The following is a 17,234-nucleotide window of genomic DNA, read 5'->3' as shown; positions in this document are numbered from 1 at the left end:
GCATGAATGAGGATAGTTTTACAGCGTGTCACCTCGGCAAGCGTAAGGGTGGACGGTAATATCACAGGAAAAATAGATACGGGATTTCTTCTGCTTTTCGGAGTAGGTCATGAGGATACCGAGGAGGACTGCCGCCGACTTGCGGACAAGATATCGGGACTTCGTATCTTCTCCGACGAGAACGACAAGATAAATCTTGACCTTTCCAGTGTGGGCGGACAGCTTCTTGTAGTGCCCCAGTTCACACTGTATGCGGACTGCCGAAAGGGAAACAGACCAAACTTCATACAGGCAGCGAAGCCCGAGAAAGCAAATGCGCTGTATGAATACTTTGTGGAATATCTCCGCAGCAAAGGCAATCATGTTGAGACAGGCATTTTCGGAGCTGACATGAAAGTGGAGCTCCTGAATGACGGTCCGTTTACGGTAATACTTGAATAAGCAAACAGCCATAGGGCAGGCGCTCTATGGCTGTTTCTGCATATTTTTGCATTTACTGACAATACTCACATTGAGGTGATGATATGGTCAGAAAACGCGGCGAACATGGAGTGCTCATACTTACGGCAGTCTTTTTTGTAACATTCACTCTGCTTGCCTGTGATTATTACAGGCTTGCCATTTACTCAAATGATGTGCCCGCAGGTGAGTTCAGCAGCAGGTTGACTTTAGAAGTAGGGGAGTGTCAGGGGACGATATACGACAAAAATATGAAGCCTCTTACCAATGAAGAAACGAGAAAAATGGCAGCTGTGGTGCCGTCGGCTCTCAATCGTGAAGATACTGCACGGTATGCACTGAACAAGGAGCAGTTCTACAGCGACTTTGAAAAGGGCGAGCCCTTTGTATTCTCATGTACGGACAATGCACTTGAAAGTGACGGACTGACGGTATTTGAAGTACCTGTGCGATATTCCGATAAGCAGCTTGCACGTCATGTGATAGGCTATCTGTCCGATAATAAAGGTGCTGACGGCATAGAGTACGCCTATGACTCCATACTGCGAAACAGTTTTTCCGACAACAGCGTTACCTATACTGTGGACGGCTTCGGCAATATCATGATAGGCGACGGAAAGCAGGTTTTCAGGACAACGGCTTATAAAAGCGGAGTGGTGCTGACTCTCGATAAGGACATACAGGAGATATGTGAGAAGTGCGGCAGTAAGATCGAAAAGGGAGCAATAGTATGCGCTGACATAAAAACAGGCGATATACTGGCTATGGCGAGCTTCCCGAGTTACGAGCCCGACAAGCTTGCCGAAGCCATAAACGACGATAGATGCCCTCTCATTGACCGTGCACTGTATTCGTACAGTGTGGGCTCGGTATTCAAGCTTGTCACGGCAGCGTCTGCACTGGAGCAGGGCTTCGGCGGTTATATGTACGAATGCAGCGGCAATATCGACGTTGACGGAAAGCTGTTCAACTGCCATAAGCTTGACGGTCACGGCCTGCAGAATATGTCAGAAGCCATGACAAATTCCTGCAATACGTATTTCATAGACCTCAGCCGCTGCCTTGATGTGGGGAAGTACAGACAAATGGCGAACTACCTCGGATTCGGCAAGGAGAACTATCTCTGCGCAGGCATAACAGGCTCAGGCGGCGTGGTGCCCACAGAAAAGGAGCTTAGCGTGCCTGCGGAGCTGGCAAATTTTGCATTCGGACAGGGAAAGCTTACGGCAACTCCACTACAGATAACTCAGCTTACCTGTGCTATAGCAAATAATGGCAGAATGCCTATACTAAGGCTCATAAAAGGTCTTACTGCCGACGGCGATGAAGTCAGCCGGGAAAAGGCTCCCCAGCTGTCAGCTGTAATGAGCGAAGAGACTGCAAAATCGCTCAGAAAGATGATGATACTGGCAGTCAACGAAAATGAGAAATCAAAGGCAAAAAGCCGAAAAATTAGCGTCGGAGCAAAGACTTCCACGGCACAGACGGGCAAATTCGATGAAAAGGGCGAGGAGCTCTGCCATGCGTGGATAACAGGATTTTTCCCTGCAAGGCAGCCTAAATACGCTGTAACAGTCCTTATTGAGGACGGAGGCTACGGAAACGATGCGGCAGCGCCTGTATTTCGCAGTATAGCCGAGCAGATTAGTGAACTGAACAGTAAAAACAGCACTTAAAGCCGCTTTTTTTCAGAAATATTTGCAAAACCATTGACTTTTGAGTGGAACAGCGTTATAATAATTATATGTATAGCGTTGACGGGATTGACTGTCGCTGTACGTCTTTCAGAGAGAAAGCGGCTGGTGTGAGCTTTCAGACGTATGACAGGTGCTCCCCCTGAGCTACTCCGAGAAATCAGAGCGTATTTCTGCGTTAAAGATGTATGAGGAAGGAGCAGTGCTCCTTCAAATTTGGGTGGTACCACGAGAGCCTTCGTCCCATTTGGCGGCGGGGCTTTTTTTGTATTGCTAAGTTTTATATTTTTATTAAAGGAGATATATTTATGCAGTGGACAGGTCTTAACGATCTACGTGAAAAGTATCTTTCGTTCTTCGAGAGCAAGAACCATACGAGAATGGCAAGCGCCTCTCTCGTTCCTCAGGGTGACAAGAGCCTTCTTCTTATCAATTCGGGTATGGCTCCTCTAAAGAAGTTCTTCCTCGGACAGGCTACTCCTCCCAACAAGAGAGTAACTACATGTCAGAAGTGTATCCGTACTCCCGATATCGAAAGCGTTGGCAAGACAGCACGTCACGGTACTTATTTTGAGATGCTGGGCAACTTCTCATTCGGTGATTACTTCAAGACCGAGGCTATCGAATGGGCTTGGGAGTTCCTTACAAAGACACTTGCTATCCCTGCTGAAAAGCTCTGGATAACTATATTTGAGAGCGACGACGAGGCAGAGCAGATATGGGAGAACCATATCGGTATCCCTCATGACAGGATAATCCGTCTCGGCAAAAAGGATAACTTCTGGGAGCACGGCTCAGGTCCATGCGGTCCATGTTCCGAGATACATTTTGACCGCGGCGAGGCATACGGACCTTTTGAGAGCTTCGAGCAGGCAAGCGACTGCGACAGAGTCATCGAGATCTGGAACCTTGTATTCAGCCAGTTCGACAGCGACGGCGAGGGTCACTACGCTGAGATGAAGAACAAGAACATCGATACAGGTATGGGACTTGAGAGACTTGCATGTGTTATGCAGGGCGTTGACAATATCTTCGAGGTAGATACTGTTCAGAACATCATGAAGCATATCTCCTCAATTGCAGGCGTTGAGTACAAGAAGGACGCAAAGAAGGACGTATCTCTCCGTGTTATCACCGATCATATCAGAAGCACTACCTTCATGGTAGGCGATGGTATCCTTCCTTCAAACGAGGGACGCGGATATGTTCTCCGCCGTCTGCTGAGAAGAGCTGCACGTCACGGCAGACTCTTAGGTGTTACAAGACCATTCCTTACAGAGGTTTGCGATACAGTTATCAACGAGAATGCAAACGCTTATCCAGAGCTTGTCGAGAAGCGCGACTACATCAAGAAGATAATCGGCGTTGAGGAAGAAGCCTTTGCAAAGACGATCGACAAGGGCACAGAGCTCCTTAACCAGTTCACTGAGAAGCTTGCTGCTGAGGGCGGAAAGGTACTCTCAGGCGATGACGCATTCAAGCTCTCCGACACATACGGTTTCCCAATAGACCTGACAGAGGAGATATGTGAGGAAAAGGGATACACTGTAGACCGTGACCGCTTCACAGAGCTTGCAAAGGAGCAGAGAGCAAGAGCCAAGGCTGACCACGCTGCAAAGGCAGGTTCATCATGGGCTGACAACAGCATCAAGGTAGATGCTCCCGCAACTGTATTCACAGGCTATTCTGCATTTGAAGCTGAGGATGCAGAAGTCCTTGCTATATACAAGAACGGCAACGAGATAGAGACTGCTGTTGAGGGTGACGACGTTGTTATCGTTCTCGATGTTACTCCTTTCTACGCTGAGAGCGGCGGACAGGTAGGCGATACAGGTATGATTCTCAACGGAGCTAATATCGCTTCTGTTGATGATACTATAAAGTCTGAGGGACACTTCCTCCACGTTGCAACTGTTGAACAGGGAAGCATTTCCAAGGGTGACAAGGTGCTTGCACAGATCGAAAAGGACAGAAGAATGTCCATCATGCGCAACCACACAACAGCACATCTGCTCCAGAATGCGCTGAGACAGGTTCTTGGCGACCACGTTCATCAGGCGGGTCAGCTTGTTAACGAAAAGGCTTGCCGTTTTGACTTCAACCACTTCAGTGCTATGACCGACGAGGAGATAGCAAGAGTAGAGGACATCGTTAACGGCTATATCTTCAGCAATCTTCCTGTTACAATGCAGGAAATGCCTATCGAGGAAGCAAGAAAGCTTGGTGCTATGGCTCTCTTCGGTGAGAAGTACGGCAATACAGTAAGAGTTGTTACCGCAGGTCCTTCCGTTGAGTTCTGCGGCGGTACACATCTTTCAAATACATCACAGATAGGTCTGTTCAAGATAGTTTCCGAGAGCTCCGTAGCAGCAGGCGTAAGACGTATCGAAGCTGTAACAGGTAAAGGTGTTCTTGAGCTTATGAACGGCTTCAAGGATACTATCCTCCGTTCTGCAAAGGCTCTCAAGCTTGCAAACGTAAGCGAGCTTCCCGAGAAGTGCGCAGCTATTGCAGCTGAGTCAAAGGACAAGGACAAGAAGATCGAAAGCCTTACTCAGCAGATCGCAAACTCCAAGACAGCAGCTCTCTTTGACAATGCAAAGGAAGTTGGCGGTATCAAGATCGTTTCCGCTCGTATGGACGGCTCTGCTCCCGACGCACTCAGAAAGCTGGGTGACAGCGTCAAGGACAAGGAAGAAGCTATAATCGCTCTCTTTGCAGGCACACTTGGCGAAAAGGGTACATTCTACTGCGTATGTACAAAGGACGCTGTTGCAAAGGGTGCTAATGCAGGCAAGATAGTCCGCGAGATAGCTGCCGTAACAGGCGGTAAGGGCGGCGGAAAGCCCGACGGCGCTATGGCAGGTGCAGGCGACATTGCCAAGATAGACGAGGCAATGGCTAAGTTTGCAGACGTAGTTGCCGATACTGTAAAGTAAATCTTATGGGCGGCTTTGTCCGCCCTGATAATAAAATTATAAAGGAGAATCAATATGGACTGTTTATTCTGTAAGATCATCGACGGCGAGATACCAAGCACTAAGGTATACGAGGACGAATTTGTATTCGCATTCAAGGACATAGCTCCTATAGCACCTGTTCACTATCTCATCATTCCAAAGGTACATATCTCCTGTGCAAACGATATAACTGAGGAGAATTCTTCTGCGGTAGCAAAGGTATTTGAGGCTGCTGCCAAGATAGCAAAGGCTGAGGGCATCGAGAGCTATCGTATCATCAATAACTGCGGCGATGATGCAGGCCAGACTGTAAAGCATATGCACTTCCATATGCTTGCAGGCGTAAAAATGGGCTGGGGACCTGAGTCTCTCGGCAAGACCGAATAAGGAGGGCATTATGGCTGATACATATAAAATGACTATTGCAGGGCTGGAGAGAGAGCTCCCTATATGTCCTCTCAATGACAAGATAGATATTGCGGCATTCGTTATGTTCTCTGATGTTGAGCTTACTGTAAAAGCGGCAGGTGCGCTTCTTTCAAAGTCACCGTACTTTGACATTATCCTTACAGCTGAGTCAAAGGGCATTCCGCTTGCTTACGAAATGGCTCGTCAGAGCAGCAAGAAATATGTAGTTGCAAGAAAGTCCGTAAAGCTCTACATGACCGACCCTATCTCGGTAAGTGTTAAGTCCATAACCACTGCTGCCGAGCAGACTCTTTACCTCTCAAAGGAAAAGGCCGCAATGCTCAAGGGGAAGAAAGTGCTCATCGTTGATGATGTTATCAGCACAGGTGAGTCTCTGCGTGCTCTTGAGGAGCTCGTTCATGAGGCAGGCGGCATAATATCAGGCAGATCTGCGGTTCTTGCAGAGGGCGACGCTGCGGACAGAAAAGACATCTGCTTCCTTGAGAAGCTGCCCCTTTTCTTTAAATAAGGAATAGTTTATGAAGCGAAAAATGATTGGAGCTGCGGCAGCGTATATGGCGGGATTGTTTTTCGCTTCATTTTTTACCGATCCTGTTAAACTGATAATCTTTTCGGGTGTTATTGCTGCTGCATGTATAGTCGGACTGCGCTGCGGCTTCAAATTGAAGGATATAGTGTTTATGGCTGTATTCTTTGCCGCTTCCGTGGGCGCTTTTCAAACGTATACCGCCGTGAGATATACACCGGTTGCGGCTCTGAACGGCAGCAGCGGCAGCTTCTGCGGCAAGGTCACAGATGTGCAGTATTACAGCGGCGATTATTATTCATATACTCTCAGTGGCAGGATAAACGGCAATATCAGAGCCAATGTCACCTTTTATGTGAAGTCCTTTTATGCTCAAAAGGGCGATACAGTCCATATCGGGGACTGCGTTTTTCAGGTACCCGAATCGGACTACCTCTTTGACAGCGAGAGGTATTATAAGTCGGACGGTATATTTCTGACGCTGAGAAATGCAAAGGATATCAGCGCTGAACATACTGATTCGAGAAAACTCGCAAATGCCATTGAAAGATACAGAGAGGATATGATATCAGCCTTTTGCAGTAACATCGGAACAGACTGCGGCAATTTACTGGCGGGAATGGTATTTGGTGAAAAGCATGGTATTGACGACAACGTCAGGACGGCTGTTTACCGAAGCGGCATCGGTCATATTCTTGCAGTCTCGGGACTTCATGTATCGGTGGCGATATTTATTCTTATGTGGGTGCTCAAACGCTTTCACATCAATAAATATATTTCTTTTGCACTGATGGAATGTCTGCTGATATTTATTGTTTCCATGGCGAATTATCCCATTTCAGCCATAAGAGCAGCCATTATGATGAACTTTTTCTATGCCGCAGGGCTGTTCGGACGGCAGAACGATACTTTTAATTCTCTCGCGGGAGCTGTCCTGCTCATATGTCTGTTCCAGCCATACTCTGTATATGATGAGGGCTTTATACTTTCAGTCGCAGGTACATTCGGTATCGGAGTATTTGCTCCTTACATGACAAAGGAATTGCCAAGTGAAAGAGGTTATCAAAGGTTTATAAAGGAGTTTGCGGTAATGCTCTGCACTACTCTGTGCGTATTCCCGTTTTCACTGCTCTTCTTTGACGAGACCTCCCTCATTTCGCCTGTAACTAACGTTCTGATCATTCCTCTGTGTTCGTTATCAATGATAGTCGGACTTATGTATGTCCTTACAGGCGGAGTCGTAAATTTTCTTTTTGTATCAAAGTATATCAACGAATTTGTGCTGAGGGCTTCTGATTCTGCTGCAAGGATAAGATACACTCATTTTTCCTGCGACAGCAGTGAGCTTGTGCTGGGACTTCTGCTTTGTATGGCAGCGACAGCTATTGCAGCTGCTATTTTCAGAAACAGAAGATATATCTGCGGTATCATAGCCGCTTCTCTTGTGTTTATGTTTGTCGGTGCAGGTGTTATTCGTATGCAGCGTGACAAGCAGACTGTCATTGCAGTTCTCGGAAGCGGCAGTAATGCCTCAATTGTTGTGTGCGGAGGCGGCAGTGCCGATATCATCGACCTCAGCGGACATTATAAGTCTGCCCGCTATGTACGTAAATACCTTACAAGGAACTGCATCAGCTCTGTACAGACCACAGTGCTTACAAATAAGGTCCAGTCCTCATATTCAAGCTATCTGAACGACCTTGAATATATTGATAATGGCAAATGGCTCATAGCTGGCGATGTGCCTGTATCTGACAGATCAGACATAACGTACTTCGGTGAAAACGGCTTTATAATTGATGAAGAGAGCTATTCTGTGGAGTATTCCGACGGCACTGTGACAGTCAGCAGCAGTAACGGCAAGGCTGTATTGACGCCTGCGAAAAGCGGCAGGGCCTCCGAGGACAGTGTTACCGTAATGTACGGGAATGTTCCGAAAGGCACTGACAGAAGCAATGAGTCTGTTATATATCTTGACGACGGAAATAATTTTGAGATCGTGCTGTCAGGTTCGGACAGCTGTAATATAAGGAGATTGTAATGCCACAGACTGATCTAAAGACTATAAAGTCCGACCTGAAAAAGGGCGAACTGAAAAATCTGTATTATATCTTCGGAAAGAATATTCCAGAGGTGGAAAAGTTGACGAAGCAGATAATAAAGGCAGCTGTCGGAGACAATGAGGACTTCGCGCTCAATAAGCTTGACGGTCGTTACCTTGATACCTCGGAGCTATACGACATGATACAGATGATGCCCATGATGAGTGAGTACAACTGTATCCTTATTAATGACTATAACTGCGAGAAGCCCCGCGAGAATATGGCTGGGCTCCGTGCTGAGGACCTTAATAAAAAGCTCATTGAGGTTCTGAAGGATATACCTTCCCAGACTGTGGTCATATTCAATGTCACAGGCTTTGAGATAGCTGTAAAGACTGACTACAAGACGGGAAAAAGCACTATCAAGGATAAGAACAAAAAGCTTGCAGACCTTGCTGCAAAAGACGGTGCACTTGTGGAGTGTCCTATCAAGACCGAAAACGAGCTTGCAAAGGACATAGCTGCCAGCGTTTCAGCAAGGGGAGCGCTTATTTCTCTTGACAGAGCCCGCGAGCTTGCGGAAATGTGTCAGTCAGACACCCTTACCATACGCAATGAGATAGACAAGCTCTGCTCATATGTTGGCAGCGGTGAGATAACCTCAGATGTGCTGCAAAATCTCGTTCACAGACAGAGCGATGTGACCTTTTTCAAGCTTGCTGACGCTGTGGCTGCATTCAATAAAAGATCGGCATTTGAGGCTCTTGATGAGCTCATGCAGGATAAGGACAACAGGGGAGCGGTACTCGCCAATATCACAGGCGCCTTTATAGATATGTACCGTGCTGCCTGCGCAAGAAAAAGCGGTAAGCAGGTCATGGATGTAAAAGAAGACTTCGCCTATGTCTGGGAGTTCAAAGTTAAAAACGCATTCCGCGACAGCTCCCGTATGAGCATACGCAGGCTGAGGGAGTGCATAAAGATACTCCGCGATACCAATATCACTCTGAATTCCGGCGGCGGAGATGAAAAGACCATACTTGAGCAGACCGTTACAAAAATGCTTATGACTAAGAATTAACGGGTGAGGTAATGATAAAGATAGATGAAGCAATAATCGTTGAAGGCAAATATGACAAGATAAAGCTGTCCTCTATAGTTGACGCTGTTATTATAATCACCAACGGCTTCGGCATTTTCAAGGATACTGAAAAGCTGGAGCTTATACGCTATTACGCTAAAAAGACAGGTATAATCATACTTACGGATTCCGATGCGGCAGGACGCAGGATACGTGGCTATATAAAGGGTGCTGTGGGCAGCGGAAAGATAACCAATGTCTATATCCCCGATGTTTTCGGCAAGGAAAAGCGCAAGGTCAAGCCCTCAGCCGAGGGAAAGCTCGGTGTTGAGGGTATAGACGTACAGACGCTTCTTGCAGCCTTTGAAAAATCAGGCATCACTGCTTCTCACAGCGGCAAACGCTCCGATATAACAAAGCTCACTCTATATGAACTGGGGCTGAGCGGCGGTGCAAACAGCCGCGAGCTGCGTGAGAGATTACAGCTCCGCCTCGGACTTCCGAGACAGCTCTCCGCAGGTGCGCTGATAGAGGTGCTTTGCACCATGATGGACAGCGCTGAGATTACGGAGATAATGAGTGAATTGAAGGGAGAAAATAATGGTATATAGCAGCTTGCTGTTCATATACGGGTTTCTGCCCGTTTCTATACTGCTTTTTTATATAACGCCCAAGAAATTCCGCGAGCTTACACTGCTTTTCCTGAGCATGGTATTCTGCGGAATGATAAGTCTTTTCTTCCTCATATTTATTCTTGCTTATACTGCAATGAATTATGGCTTTGTACACCTTATCAGCCGTCTGAGAAAGAATAAAAAGCTGGCGGCTGTTCCTCTTGCATCGGGTATAATTATTGACCTTGCTGCACTGATAGTATTCCGCACTGAACACTTTTCACAGCTTTATGATATATTAAAGGTCCCCGATGGCTTTTTCCCTGTGGGAATATCGTTTTTCAGCCTTGCAGCTGTGGGTACTCTGATAGATGTATACAAGAGAAGGCTTAGTGCCGAGCACAGTATTGTAAGGTTCTCGCTCTACTTTATGTTCTTTCCGAGACTTATCATGGGCCCCCTGCTGCGTTACGGAGTTTTCAGGAGAATACTCTGCAATCGCAGGGAAACTCCCGAGAATATCGGCATAGGCATGACTTTATTTGTAAAGGGTCTTGCTAAGAAAGTAATTGTTGCCGATGATCTGTATATGCTGTATACGGCAGTACATAGCCAGAACGTAAGTGAGCTTTCTGCTGTTACGGCATGGCTTGGCATTACGGCATTCGTACTGTGTCTGTATTTTACTCTTTCAGGATTTGCCGATATGGGAACAGGCGTGGCATACTGCTTTGGATATCGTATGCCTCAGAGCTTCAACTATCCGCTCATTAGTACAAGGATCAGATATTTTGCGGCAAGGTGGCAGTCTCAGGTCATACAGTGGCTCAGAAGATATGTCACAAAGCCGTTATACAGCGTTTGCACCTACAGATGGGTAAAGGAACTTATTTTCATATTCGGCTGGACGCTGTTCGGCATATGGTATAGGTTCAATACCAACGGTGCATTATGGGGCTTGCTCATAGGAGCGGCTGTTGTTATCGAGAGCCGTATCGCCAAGAAAAAGATAATGGATATCACAGGTATAGTATACACATTGTTTGTTATAATTATCTGTTCGGTCTTCCTTGCAGGCAACAGTCCTGCATATTCGGGAAGATACCTTATTGCAATGCTTGGCGGCAATAATGTTATAGCTGATTCACAGTCGTTTTATCTGCTCAAATCATATATCGTTCTGCTGCTTGCGGCGGTATACGCGGCGTCTGACCTTTTCAGGAATATGATGACCCGTGCTGGCAAAAAGAAAGTAAAGACAGTTATCAATGCCGCTTCGACGCTTATCGTGCTTGCTGCTCTTATCATATGCACAGCGCTCCTGTCATACAGCGGCAGCTCTGAAATGCTTATAATGAAATTGTAGGAGGGGAGCGTATGACTAAAAGTGCGAATAAGGTAACAGCTGCCGTTACACTTGCTTTTATTGCAGGTTTTGGAGCAGTTACGCTTTTCGGTAATAAGTCCGGGTTCTCCGATACAGAAAACAGGAGACTTGCGGAGCTCCCGAAGATAACCGCCGAGAAGCTTTACAGCGGCGGATTCGCAGATGAGCTCGGCACATATATGACAGATCATTTTGCAGGCCGCAGCATGTGGATGTCTGCAAAAACAGCTGTGCAGACCGAGCTATCCGAAAGCATTGTAAACGGAGTATATGTGGGACAGGACAGGCTGCTTAATGTTGAAAGCACGCCAAAAGCTCCAATATCTGTCAGCGCTGATATTTTCGGAAGATATGATGCATATTATAACGGAACAGTGTATTTTGCTGCTATTCCCACATCGTCGGGCGTTTATGGAGATATCCTTCCTGCGTATATAGACAACCGCTCGGACAGCCAGAAGATATCTGAGTTTTATGATTTCCTTTCAAACGATATAAGAAAGATCGACGCTTATAATATTTTAAAAATGCTCAAGGATAACTATATTTATTATTACAATGATACTAAATGGACAAGTTACGGGGCATACTGTGTATATAAGTCGGTTGTCAAGAAGCTTGGATTTCTGCCTATATCATATGATAAATACACAATAGAGCATGTTTCCAACAGCTTCAGGGGCAATCTTTATAACAGAACACTGTCAAAAAAGACAAAGGCAGACATAATCGATATCTATGATTACCCCGAGGGTGCAAAGGTACTCTCCTGCATTTGTACAGGAAATGACGGAACTACCTTTGAGGGAAGCATCTATGACAGAAGCAGGCTCGATTCAAGTGATATGTACTCAATGTACCTTGGAGAGGCAGTACCTTTTATGAAGATAACTACCTCTGCCAATACCGAAAAAAAGCTTCTTGTCATAAAGGACAGCTACGGGGACTGCTTTATACCGTTCCTTACTCAGCATTACAAGGAGATAGCGGTCATTTCTCCAGAAGATATGGAGGGGTGTCTTTCCGATTATATCAACATCAACGACTATGGACAGACCTTGTTTTTATTCGGCATAGAAAATCTGGGTGACAAAGAAACTCTTGAAAAGATCATCGAAAGGAATTGAGGTTTATGAAAGCATTGATAACAGGCGCTACATCAGGTATAGGTCAGAGCTTTGCCGCTAAGCTGGCGAAGAGAGGCTGGTCGCTTATCCTTACGGGAAGAAACGAAGAAAAGCTGAGAGAGATGCAGAAGTCTCTTGGCGGCAATATTGAGATAATCGCCGCCGACCTTGCCAAAAAGGAAGATGTGTTCAGGGTATATGAGTTTTGCAGAGGGAAAGACGTGGATATGCTCATAAACAATGCAGGCTACGGACTTTTCGGCAAGTTTGAGGATACAGACCTTGAAGACGAGATCAACATGATAAACGTGAATATAACGGCGCTTCATATTCTCACTAAGCTCTTTCTGCGTGATTTTAAGAAGCGCGACCACGGTACTATACTTAATGTTGCCTCTGCTGCGGGTTTTATGTCAGGACCTCTTATGGCAGCTTATTACGGCTCAAAGAACTACGTTCTCAAGCTTTCTCTTGCTATATGGGAGGAGCTCCGCAGAGACCGTTCAAATGTTAAGATAACTGTGCTTTGCCCCGGACCTGTAGATACCAACTTCAATAACCGTGCAGGCGTAAGCTTTTCCGTAAAGCCTATAACTGCTGATCAGGCAGCGGAGTACGCACTTAAAAAAGCCCTGAACGGCAAGTTCTTTGCGATTCCCGGGCTTACTGTAAAGCTTGGAACGATAGCTCCGAGATTCGTTCCGCAGAAAATGCTTGCCGCTGTCGTATACAATATCCAGAAGGCAAAAAAGACATCTGACGGAAAGGAAAAGGCTCTTAAATAATGAGAGATATCAGCTACAGAGTGGCGCTTGGAGGCATAGTTTCCGCACTTTGTCTTGTGACCATGTTCCTTGCGGGAGTTCTCCCTGCGCTTTATCTGCTGCTTCCCGGCATTGCAGGCATACTGCTTATGATAATTGCTGTGGAAGTAAACACGGCATGGGCTTTTCTGACGTATATCGCGGTGAGCCTGCTGTCACTTTTCATCACCTTTGACAAGGAAGCAGCGTTAATATTCATTATGCTGTTCGGTCATTATCCTATACTTCGCTTTTATATACATAAGGTGCCGCTGCGGCTGGTAAGACTGCTAATAAAGCTTCTTATCTTCAATGTCTGCATAATCGGGTATTTTTATGTGACAGTGTATATACTTGGGCTCGACGATCTTCTTGACGAATTCGACGGTCTCGGAAAATACGGAGCATATATACTTCTCGGCATAACAAATGTTATTTTTCTTGTGTATGATATTGACCTTGATTTCATGCATAATATCTACAAAAAGCGGATAATGCCCAAATTTCGCAAAAAAAGATAAACCATGCCATTTATTGCAAACATTGGCATGGTTTTTATTTATACTTGATTTATTAATAAATGTATGTTATAATGAAAACGTAATATTTTTAATGGAGTGATATAATGAACACTATAGCTATAATCGGAGCAATGCCTTCGGAACTGGCAGACATAAGAGCAATTCTCGGCAAAGGTGAGATAAAGCGTATCTCCGGCTTTGATTTTTACATTAATGATAAAAACGGCAAAACTGTTATCAATGCCTGCTGTGGTATCGCAAAGGTAAATGCAGCGCTTTGTGCACAGGTAATGATCGATAATTTCCACCCTGATTGTATTATTAATACAGGTATTGCAGGCGGAATGAACAGTGCAGTCAAGGTCTGCGATATCGTTATATCAACAGAGGTGCTCCCTCACGATCTTGATCTTCATTTCTTGAAGGACTATCCGCCGTACTGCGGAATATTCAAGGCTGACGGCGGGCTTATGGATATTGCAGAAAAGGTTTGCGGAGAGTTCTCTGTTAAGTCCTTCAGAGGACGTATTGTATCAGGTGAGGCTTTCATTTCAAGCAATGAAGTTAAGAATATCATTCAGGAAAAGTTTGATCCCTATGCCGTTGATATGGAGAGTGCTGCAGTTGGCCACTGCTGTTATCTCAATGAGCTTCCTTTTGTAAGTGTTCGCTGTATTTCCGATAATGCGGACGACGAGGGAGCAATGTCATTTGACGAATTTGAAAAAATAGCTGCAAAGCGCGTAGCGGAAATAGTTCTGCGTATGGCTGAGCTGCTGTGAAAGGAGTATTTTATATGAAAAAGTTTGTATCAATCATCTCATCATTAGCACTTACTGTAGGCATGGCTGCTTCATTAAGCGCAAACGCTGCCGACGCAGCTCCTGAGGTCTACTTCAAGGCGAGTGAGACAAAGGGCGTTGAGTTACTCAAGAGCGGCAATGTTTACGTAAATAAGAATGCTGCCGACGCTAACGGCGCTGTTATCCCTGCTGAGATATATCTGAAGGATCCCAATGCTGCTGCAGGCTGGACTGTTGTCAGATGGGCTTCCGAAAAGGCAGGTCTTACTCTCCAGAACCTTAAAGATCCTGAGAAGAAGCCATACGCTAAGTACACAAACGATAAGATCACTTCCGAAAAGGAAAACAGTGACGGTGTTAAGGTATTCACAGCAATGTACTGTGATGATTCTATTCCAACAGGCGGCAAATTATTGCCTATGACTCTAAGCGGTGAAAAGAGCGACACATACCCTCTTGCTACATTTGAGGCTGCTGTTGACAAGTCTGCTGCAGGAAGCTATGATGTGACTATCTATAATAAGAATCAGAGCTTTACATTTGTAACATACCGCACCGATAACAGCCCTGAGTATACTCCGAGCAGTGAGAAATACAAGCTCATCTGCAACGAGCTCCGCGTAAATGTTTCCGACAGACTTCTCGGTGATGTTAACAAAGACGGCAAGATAAATGCTGTTGATGCTTCAACTATTCTTTCAGCTTATGCTAACGTTTCAACAAACAAGCCATCAGGTCTTTCCGAAGAGGCAATGGCTTCGGCAGACGTAGACGGCGACCGTAAGATAAACGCAGTTGACGCATCGAATGTTCTTAGCTTCTATGCTTATCAGAGCACAGCAACTGCTGATAAGAACAAGACACTCAACAACTATATCCAGAATAAGTAATGAAAAAAAGCAGCTGATTTTTCAGCTGCTTTTTTTGTGCATTAAAAAGGAGCGCTTTTGCGCTCCTTTTGGTTTACTTTGTTTCGAGACTGCTGAATGCGTTATCTACAACTTTCTTCTCGGGAGCCTTAGTAAATGAACTTACTATAGGAACTATGAGAAGTGATACTATCATTGAGAATGCGCCTGCATTGATAGGTGAGAGAAGTGAAAGCGGGCAGTTGAGATCGATAACAGCCTGCTTGATGCCGCTGAATGCCTCAATATTAAAGCTGAATAAAAGCATATGGATAACGCTTATGCCTACGCCTGTTATCATACTTGCAGCTACAGCTGCCTTTGAAGCCTTCTTCATGAACAGACCATAGAGGAATGGTCCCAGGAATGCGCCTGAAAGTGCGCCCCATGAGTAAGACATGAGAGTTGAGATTGAAGCGTTCTTATGGCTGGCAATAATTACGGAAATAACAAGGAATACAGCGATGAGTATTCGCATGAAAAGTACCTGATGCTTATCATCGAAATTCTTGATACGTGGCTTGATAAGATCGTTTGTAAGTGTTGAGCTTGATGTGAGAACAAGTGATGACAGTGTAGAAAGTGAAGCTGAAAGTACAAGTACAACTACAAGACCGATAAGAATGTTCGGAAGAGCCTGATGAATGAGTGCAGGGACCATTGTGTCGTAAACAGGCTTGCCGTTTACTGTTTCGATGAAGGCTCTGCCTGAGCCGTCAGAAGCATCAAGTGTGCAGTAGAGTCTTACAAAACCGCCCATGAAGTAGGAGCCGCCTGCCACTACGATAGCGAAGAATGTGGAAATGATAGCACCCTTCTTGATAGCCTGCTCGTCCTTGATAGCGTAGAACTTCTGTACCATCTGCGGAAGTCCCCATGTACCAAGTGATGTAAGGATTACAACGCCGAGGAGGTTTATTGGATCAGGTCCGAAGATTGAACCGAGAGTACCTGCCTCAGTCTTGCTGTCGGAAATAGTGTTGAGTGCATCGAGAGCAGCTGAGAGCCCGTCCTTTCTCTGAACAGTAAGAGCTACGACGGTTCCGATACCGATGAGCATGATTATTCCCTGGAAGAAGTCATTGAGCGCTGTAGCCTTGTATCCGCCGAGAGTTACGTATATAGCAGAAAGAACAGCCATTGCAATGATTATGATAGTACCGCCATTTTCGCCAAGGTCAAAAACCATGCCGAAAAGACGTGAAAGTCCGTTGTATACAGAAGCTGTATAGGGGATAAGGAAGATGAATACAATAAGAGCTGCTGCTGTTTTAAGTCCCTTTGAGTCAAATCTGTGCTCAAAGAATTCAGGCATTGTCTTGGCGCCAAGATGATTGGACATAAGACGGGTCCTTTTACCTATGAGGAAGAACGGTATAAGGCTTCCGATAATAGCGTTTCCTATACCTACCCATGTTGCGGAAGCACCGTACATCCAGCCGAACTGACCTGCATATCCGATGAATACGACCGCTGAAAAATATGTTGTACCGTATGAAAAAGCAGTCAGCCATGAACCGACGCTTCTTCCGCCAAGCATGAAGTCCTCGGAGGACTTAGTACGTTTTGACATGTAGATTCCGATACTTACCATTATTGTTATGTAAATGGCAAGAATGACGAATGTTGCGGCTTGTGAGCCCATTGATATCGCGACCTTTCTTAACTTTACAGTTTTTTAGTTATAAACTTGTAAAGCTTTAAATGAATAAAGTAATTGACTGAGTTTAATTATACTATATTATAATTATATTGTCAATAGGAAAATCGGAAAAAAAGGGGGGATTTATATATATATAAATGTTATGTACAAGTAGTATGATTTTTAATAAATTTTATGAACTGTATTTATATAATATAAACATCTGTATAACTGTTGA

General features: G+C 45.3%; 15 protein-coding genes and 1 other annotated feature. Of the genes, 14 read left to right on the top strand and 1 reads right to left on the bottom strand.

From position 1 onward, the window contains the following. Positions 1 to 6: 6 nt before the first annotated feature. The 14 genes from dtd to N774_RS17955 all read left to right on the top strand — a co-directional run bounded on the left by dtd (position 7) and on the right by N774_RS17955 (position 15,336). Entirely contained in the window at positions 7 to 441 is a 435-nt protein-coding gene (gene dtd / locus N774_RS0103230) for a D-aminoacyl-tRNA deacylase (RefSeq protein ID WP_024859860.1), read from the top strand. An 83-nt stretch (positions 442 to 524) separates the two neighbouring features. Beyond that, entirely contained in the window at positions 525 to 2,135 is a 1,611-nt protein-coding gene (locus N774_RS0103225) for a peptidoglycan D,D-transpeptidase FtsI family protein (RefSeq protein ID WP_024859859.1), read from the top strand. A gap of 69 nt (positions 2,136 to 2,204) precedes the next feature. Further along, positions 2,205 to 2,402: a binding site (T-box leader), on the top strand. A 59-nt stretch (positions 2,403 to 2,461) separates the two neighbouring features. Next, on the top strand, positions 2,462 to 5,092 hold the full coding sequence (gene alaS / locus N774_RS0103220; RefSeq protein ID WP_024859858.1) for an alanine--tRNA ligase: 2,631 nt from the start codon (positions 2,462 to 2,464) through the stop codon (positions 5,090 to 5,092). 54 nt (positions 5,093 to 5,146) lie between these two features. Continuing rightward, positions 5,147 to 5,500, top strand: a complete 354-nt coding sequence (locus tag N774_RS0103215) for a histidine triad nucleotide-binding protein (protein WP_024859857.1) — start codon at positions 5,147 to 5,149, stop codon at positions 5,498 to 5,500. A gap of 10 nt (positions 5,501 to 5,510) precedes the next feature. After that, positions 5,511 to 6,050, top strand: a complete 540-nt coding sequence (locus N774_RS0103210; RefSeq protein WP_024859856.1) for a phosphoribosyltransferase family protein — start codon at positions 5,511 to 5,513, stop codon at positions 6,048 to 6,050. A gap of 10 nt (positions 6,051 to 6,060) precedes the next feature. After that, positions 6,061 to 8,109, top strand: a complete 2,049-nt coding sequence (locus tag N774_RS0103205) for a ComEC/Rec2 family competence protein (RefSeq protein ID WP_024859855.1) — start codon at positions 6,061 to 6,063, stop codon at positions 8,107 to 8,109. After that, a complete protein-coding gene (gene holA / locus N774_RS0103200) occupies positions 8,109 to 9,191 on the top strand; it encodes a DNA polymerase III subunit delta (protein WP_024859854.1) in 1,083 nt (360 codons plus the stop codon). Before N774_RS0103205 ends, holA begins: the two co-directional genes overlap by 1 nt. Before the next feature lie 11 nt (positions 9,192 to 9,202). Continuing rightward, positions 9,203 to 9,802 (top strand): toprim domain-containing protein, encoded by a 600-nt coding sequence (locus tag N774_RS0103195; RefSeq protein ID WP_024859853.1) that lies wholly within the window; start codon positions 9,203 to 9,205, stop codon positions 9,800 to 9,802. Beyond that, on the top strand, positions 9,792 to 11,171 hold the full coding sequence (locus N774_RS0103190) for a hypothetical protein (protein WP_024859852.1): 1,380 nt from the start codon (positions 9,792 to 9,794) through the stop codon (positions 11,169 to 11,171). Before N774_RS0103195 ends, N774_RS0103190 begins: the two co-directional genes overlap by 11 nt. A gap of 11 nt (positions 11,172 to 11,182) precedes the next feature. After that, positions 11,183 to 12,319, top strand: coding sequence for a DHHW family protein (locus N774_RS0103185; protein ID WP_024859851.1), 1,137 nt, complete (start codon positions 11,183 to 11,185; stop codon positions 12,317 to 12,319). 5 nt (positions 12,320 to 12,324) lie between these two features. After that, positions 12,325 to 13,104, top strand: coding sequence for an SDR family NAD(P)-dependent oxidoreductase (locus N774_RS0103180; RefSeq protein WP_024859850.1), 780 nt, complete (start codon positions 12,325 to 12,327; stop codon positions 13,102 to 13,104). Continuing rightward, the gene (locus N774_RS0103175) at positions 13,104 to 13,643 is read left to right on the top strand and encodes a hypothetical protein (protein ID WP_024859849.1); all 540 of its coding nucleotides are present in this window, start codon (positions 13,104 to 13,106) and stop codon (positions 13,641 to 13,643) included. The genes N774_RS0103180 and N774_RS0103175 overlap by 1 nt, the downstream gene beginning before the upstream one ends. Before the next feature lie 104 nt (positions 13,644 to 13,747). Further along, positions 13,748 to 14,425, top strand: coding sequence for a 5'-methylthioadenosine/adenosylhomocysteine nucleosidase (locus N774_RS0103170; RefSeq protein WP_024859848.1), 678 nt, complete (start codon positions 13,748 to 13,750; stop codon positions 14,423 to 14,425). 14 nt (positions 14,426 to 14,439) lie between these two features. Next, positions 14,440 to 15,336 (top strand): dockerin type I domain-containing protein, encoded by an 897-nt coding sequence (locus tag N774_RS17955; protein ID WP_024859847.1) that lies wholly within the window; start codon positions 14,440 to 14,442, stop codon positions 15,334 to 15,336. A gap of 73 nt (positions 15,337 to 15,409) precedes the next feature. Here the strand turns inward: N774_RS17955 and N774_RS0103160 are convergent, their stop codons facing one another. Then, positions 15,410 to 16,999 carry a sodium:solute symporter family transporter gene (locus tag N774_RS0103160; protein WP_024859846.1) on the bottom strand — a complete coding sequence of 530 codons (1,590 nt, stop codon included), beginning with the start codon at positions 16,997 to 16,999 and terminating at the stop codon, positions 15,410 to 15,412. Positions 17,000 to 17,234: the final 235 nt, after the last annotated feature.

Source organism: Ruminococcus flavefaciens AE3010 (assembly GCF_000526795.1).
GTDB classification, from domain to species: domain Bacteria; phylum Bacillota; class Clostridia; order Oscillospirales; family Ruminococcaceae; genus Ruminococcus; species Ruminococcus flavefaciens_D.
This window is presented reverse-complemented; position numbering and strand designations above follow the sequence as displayed.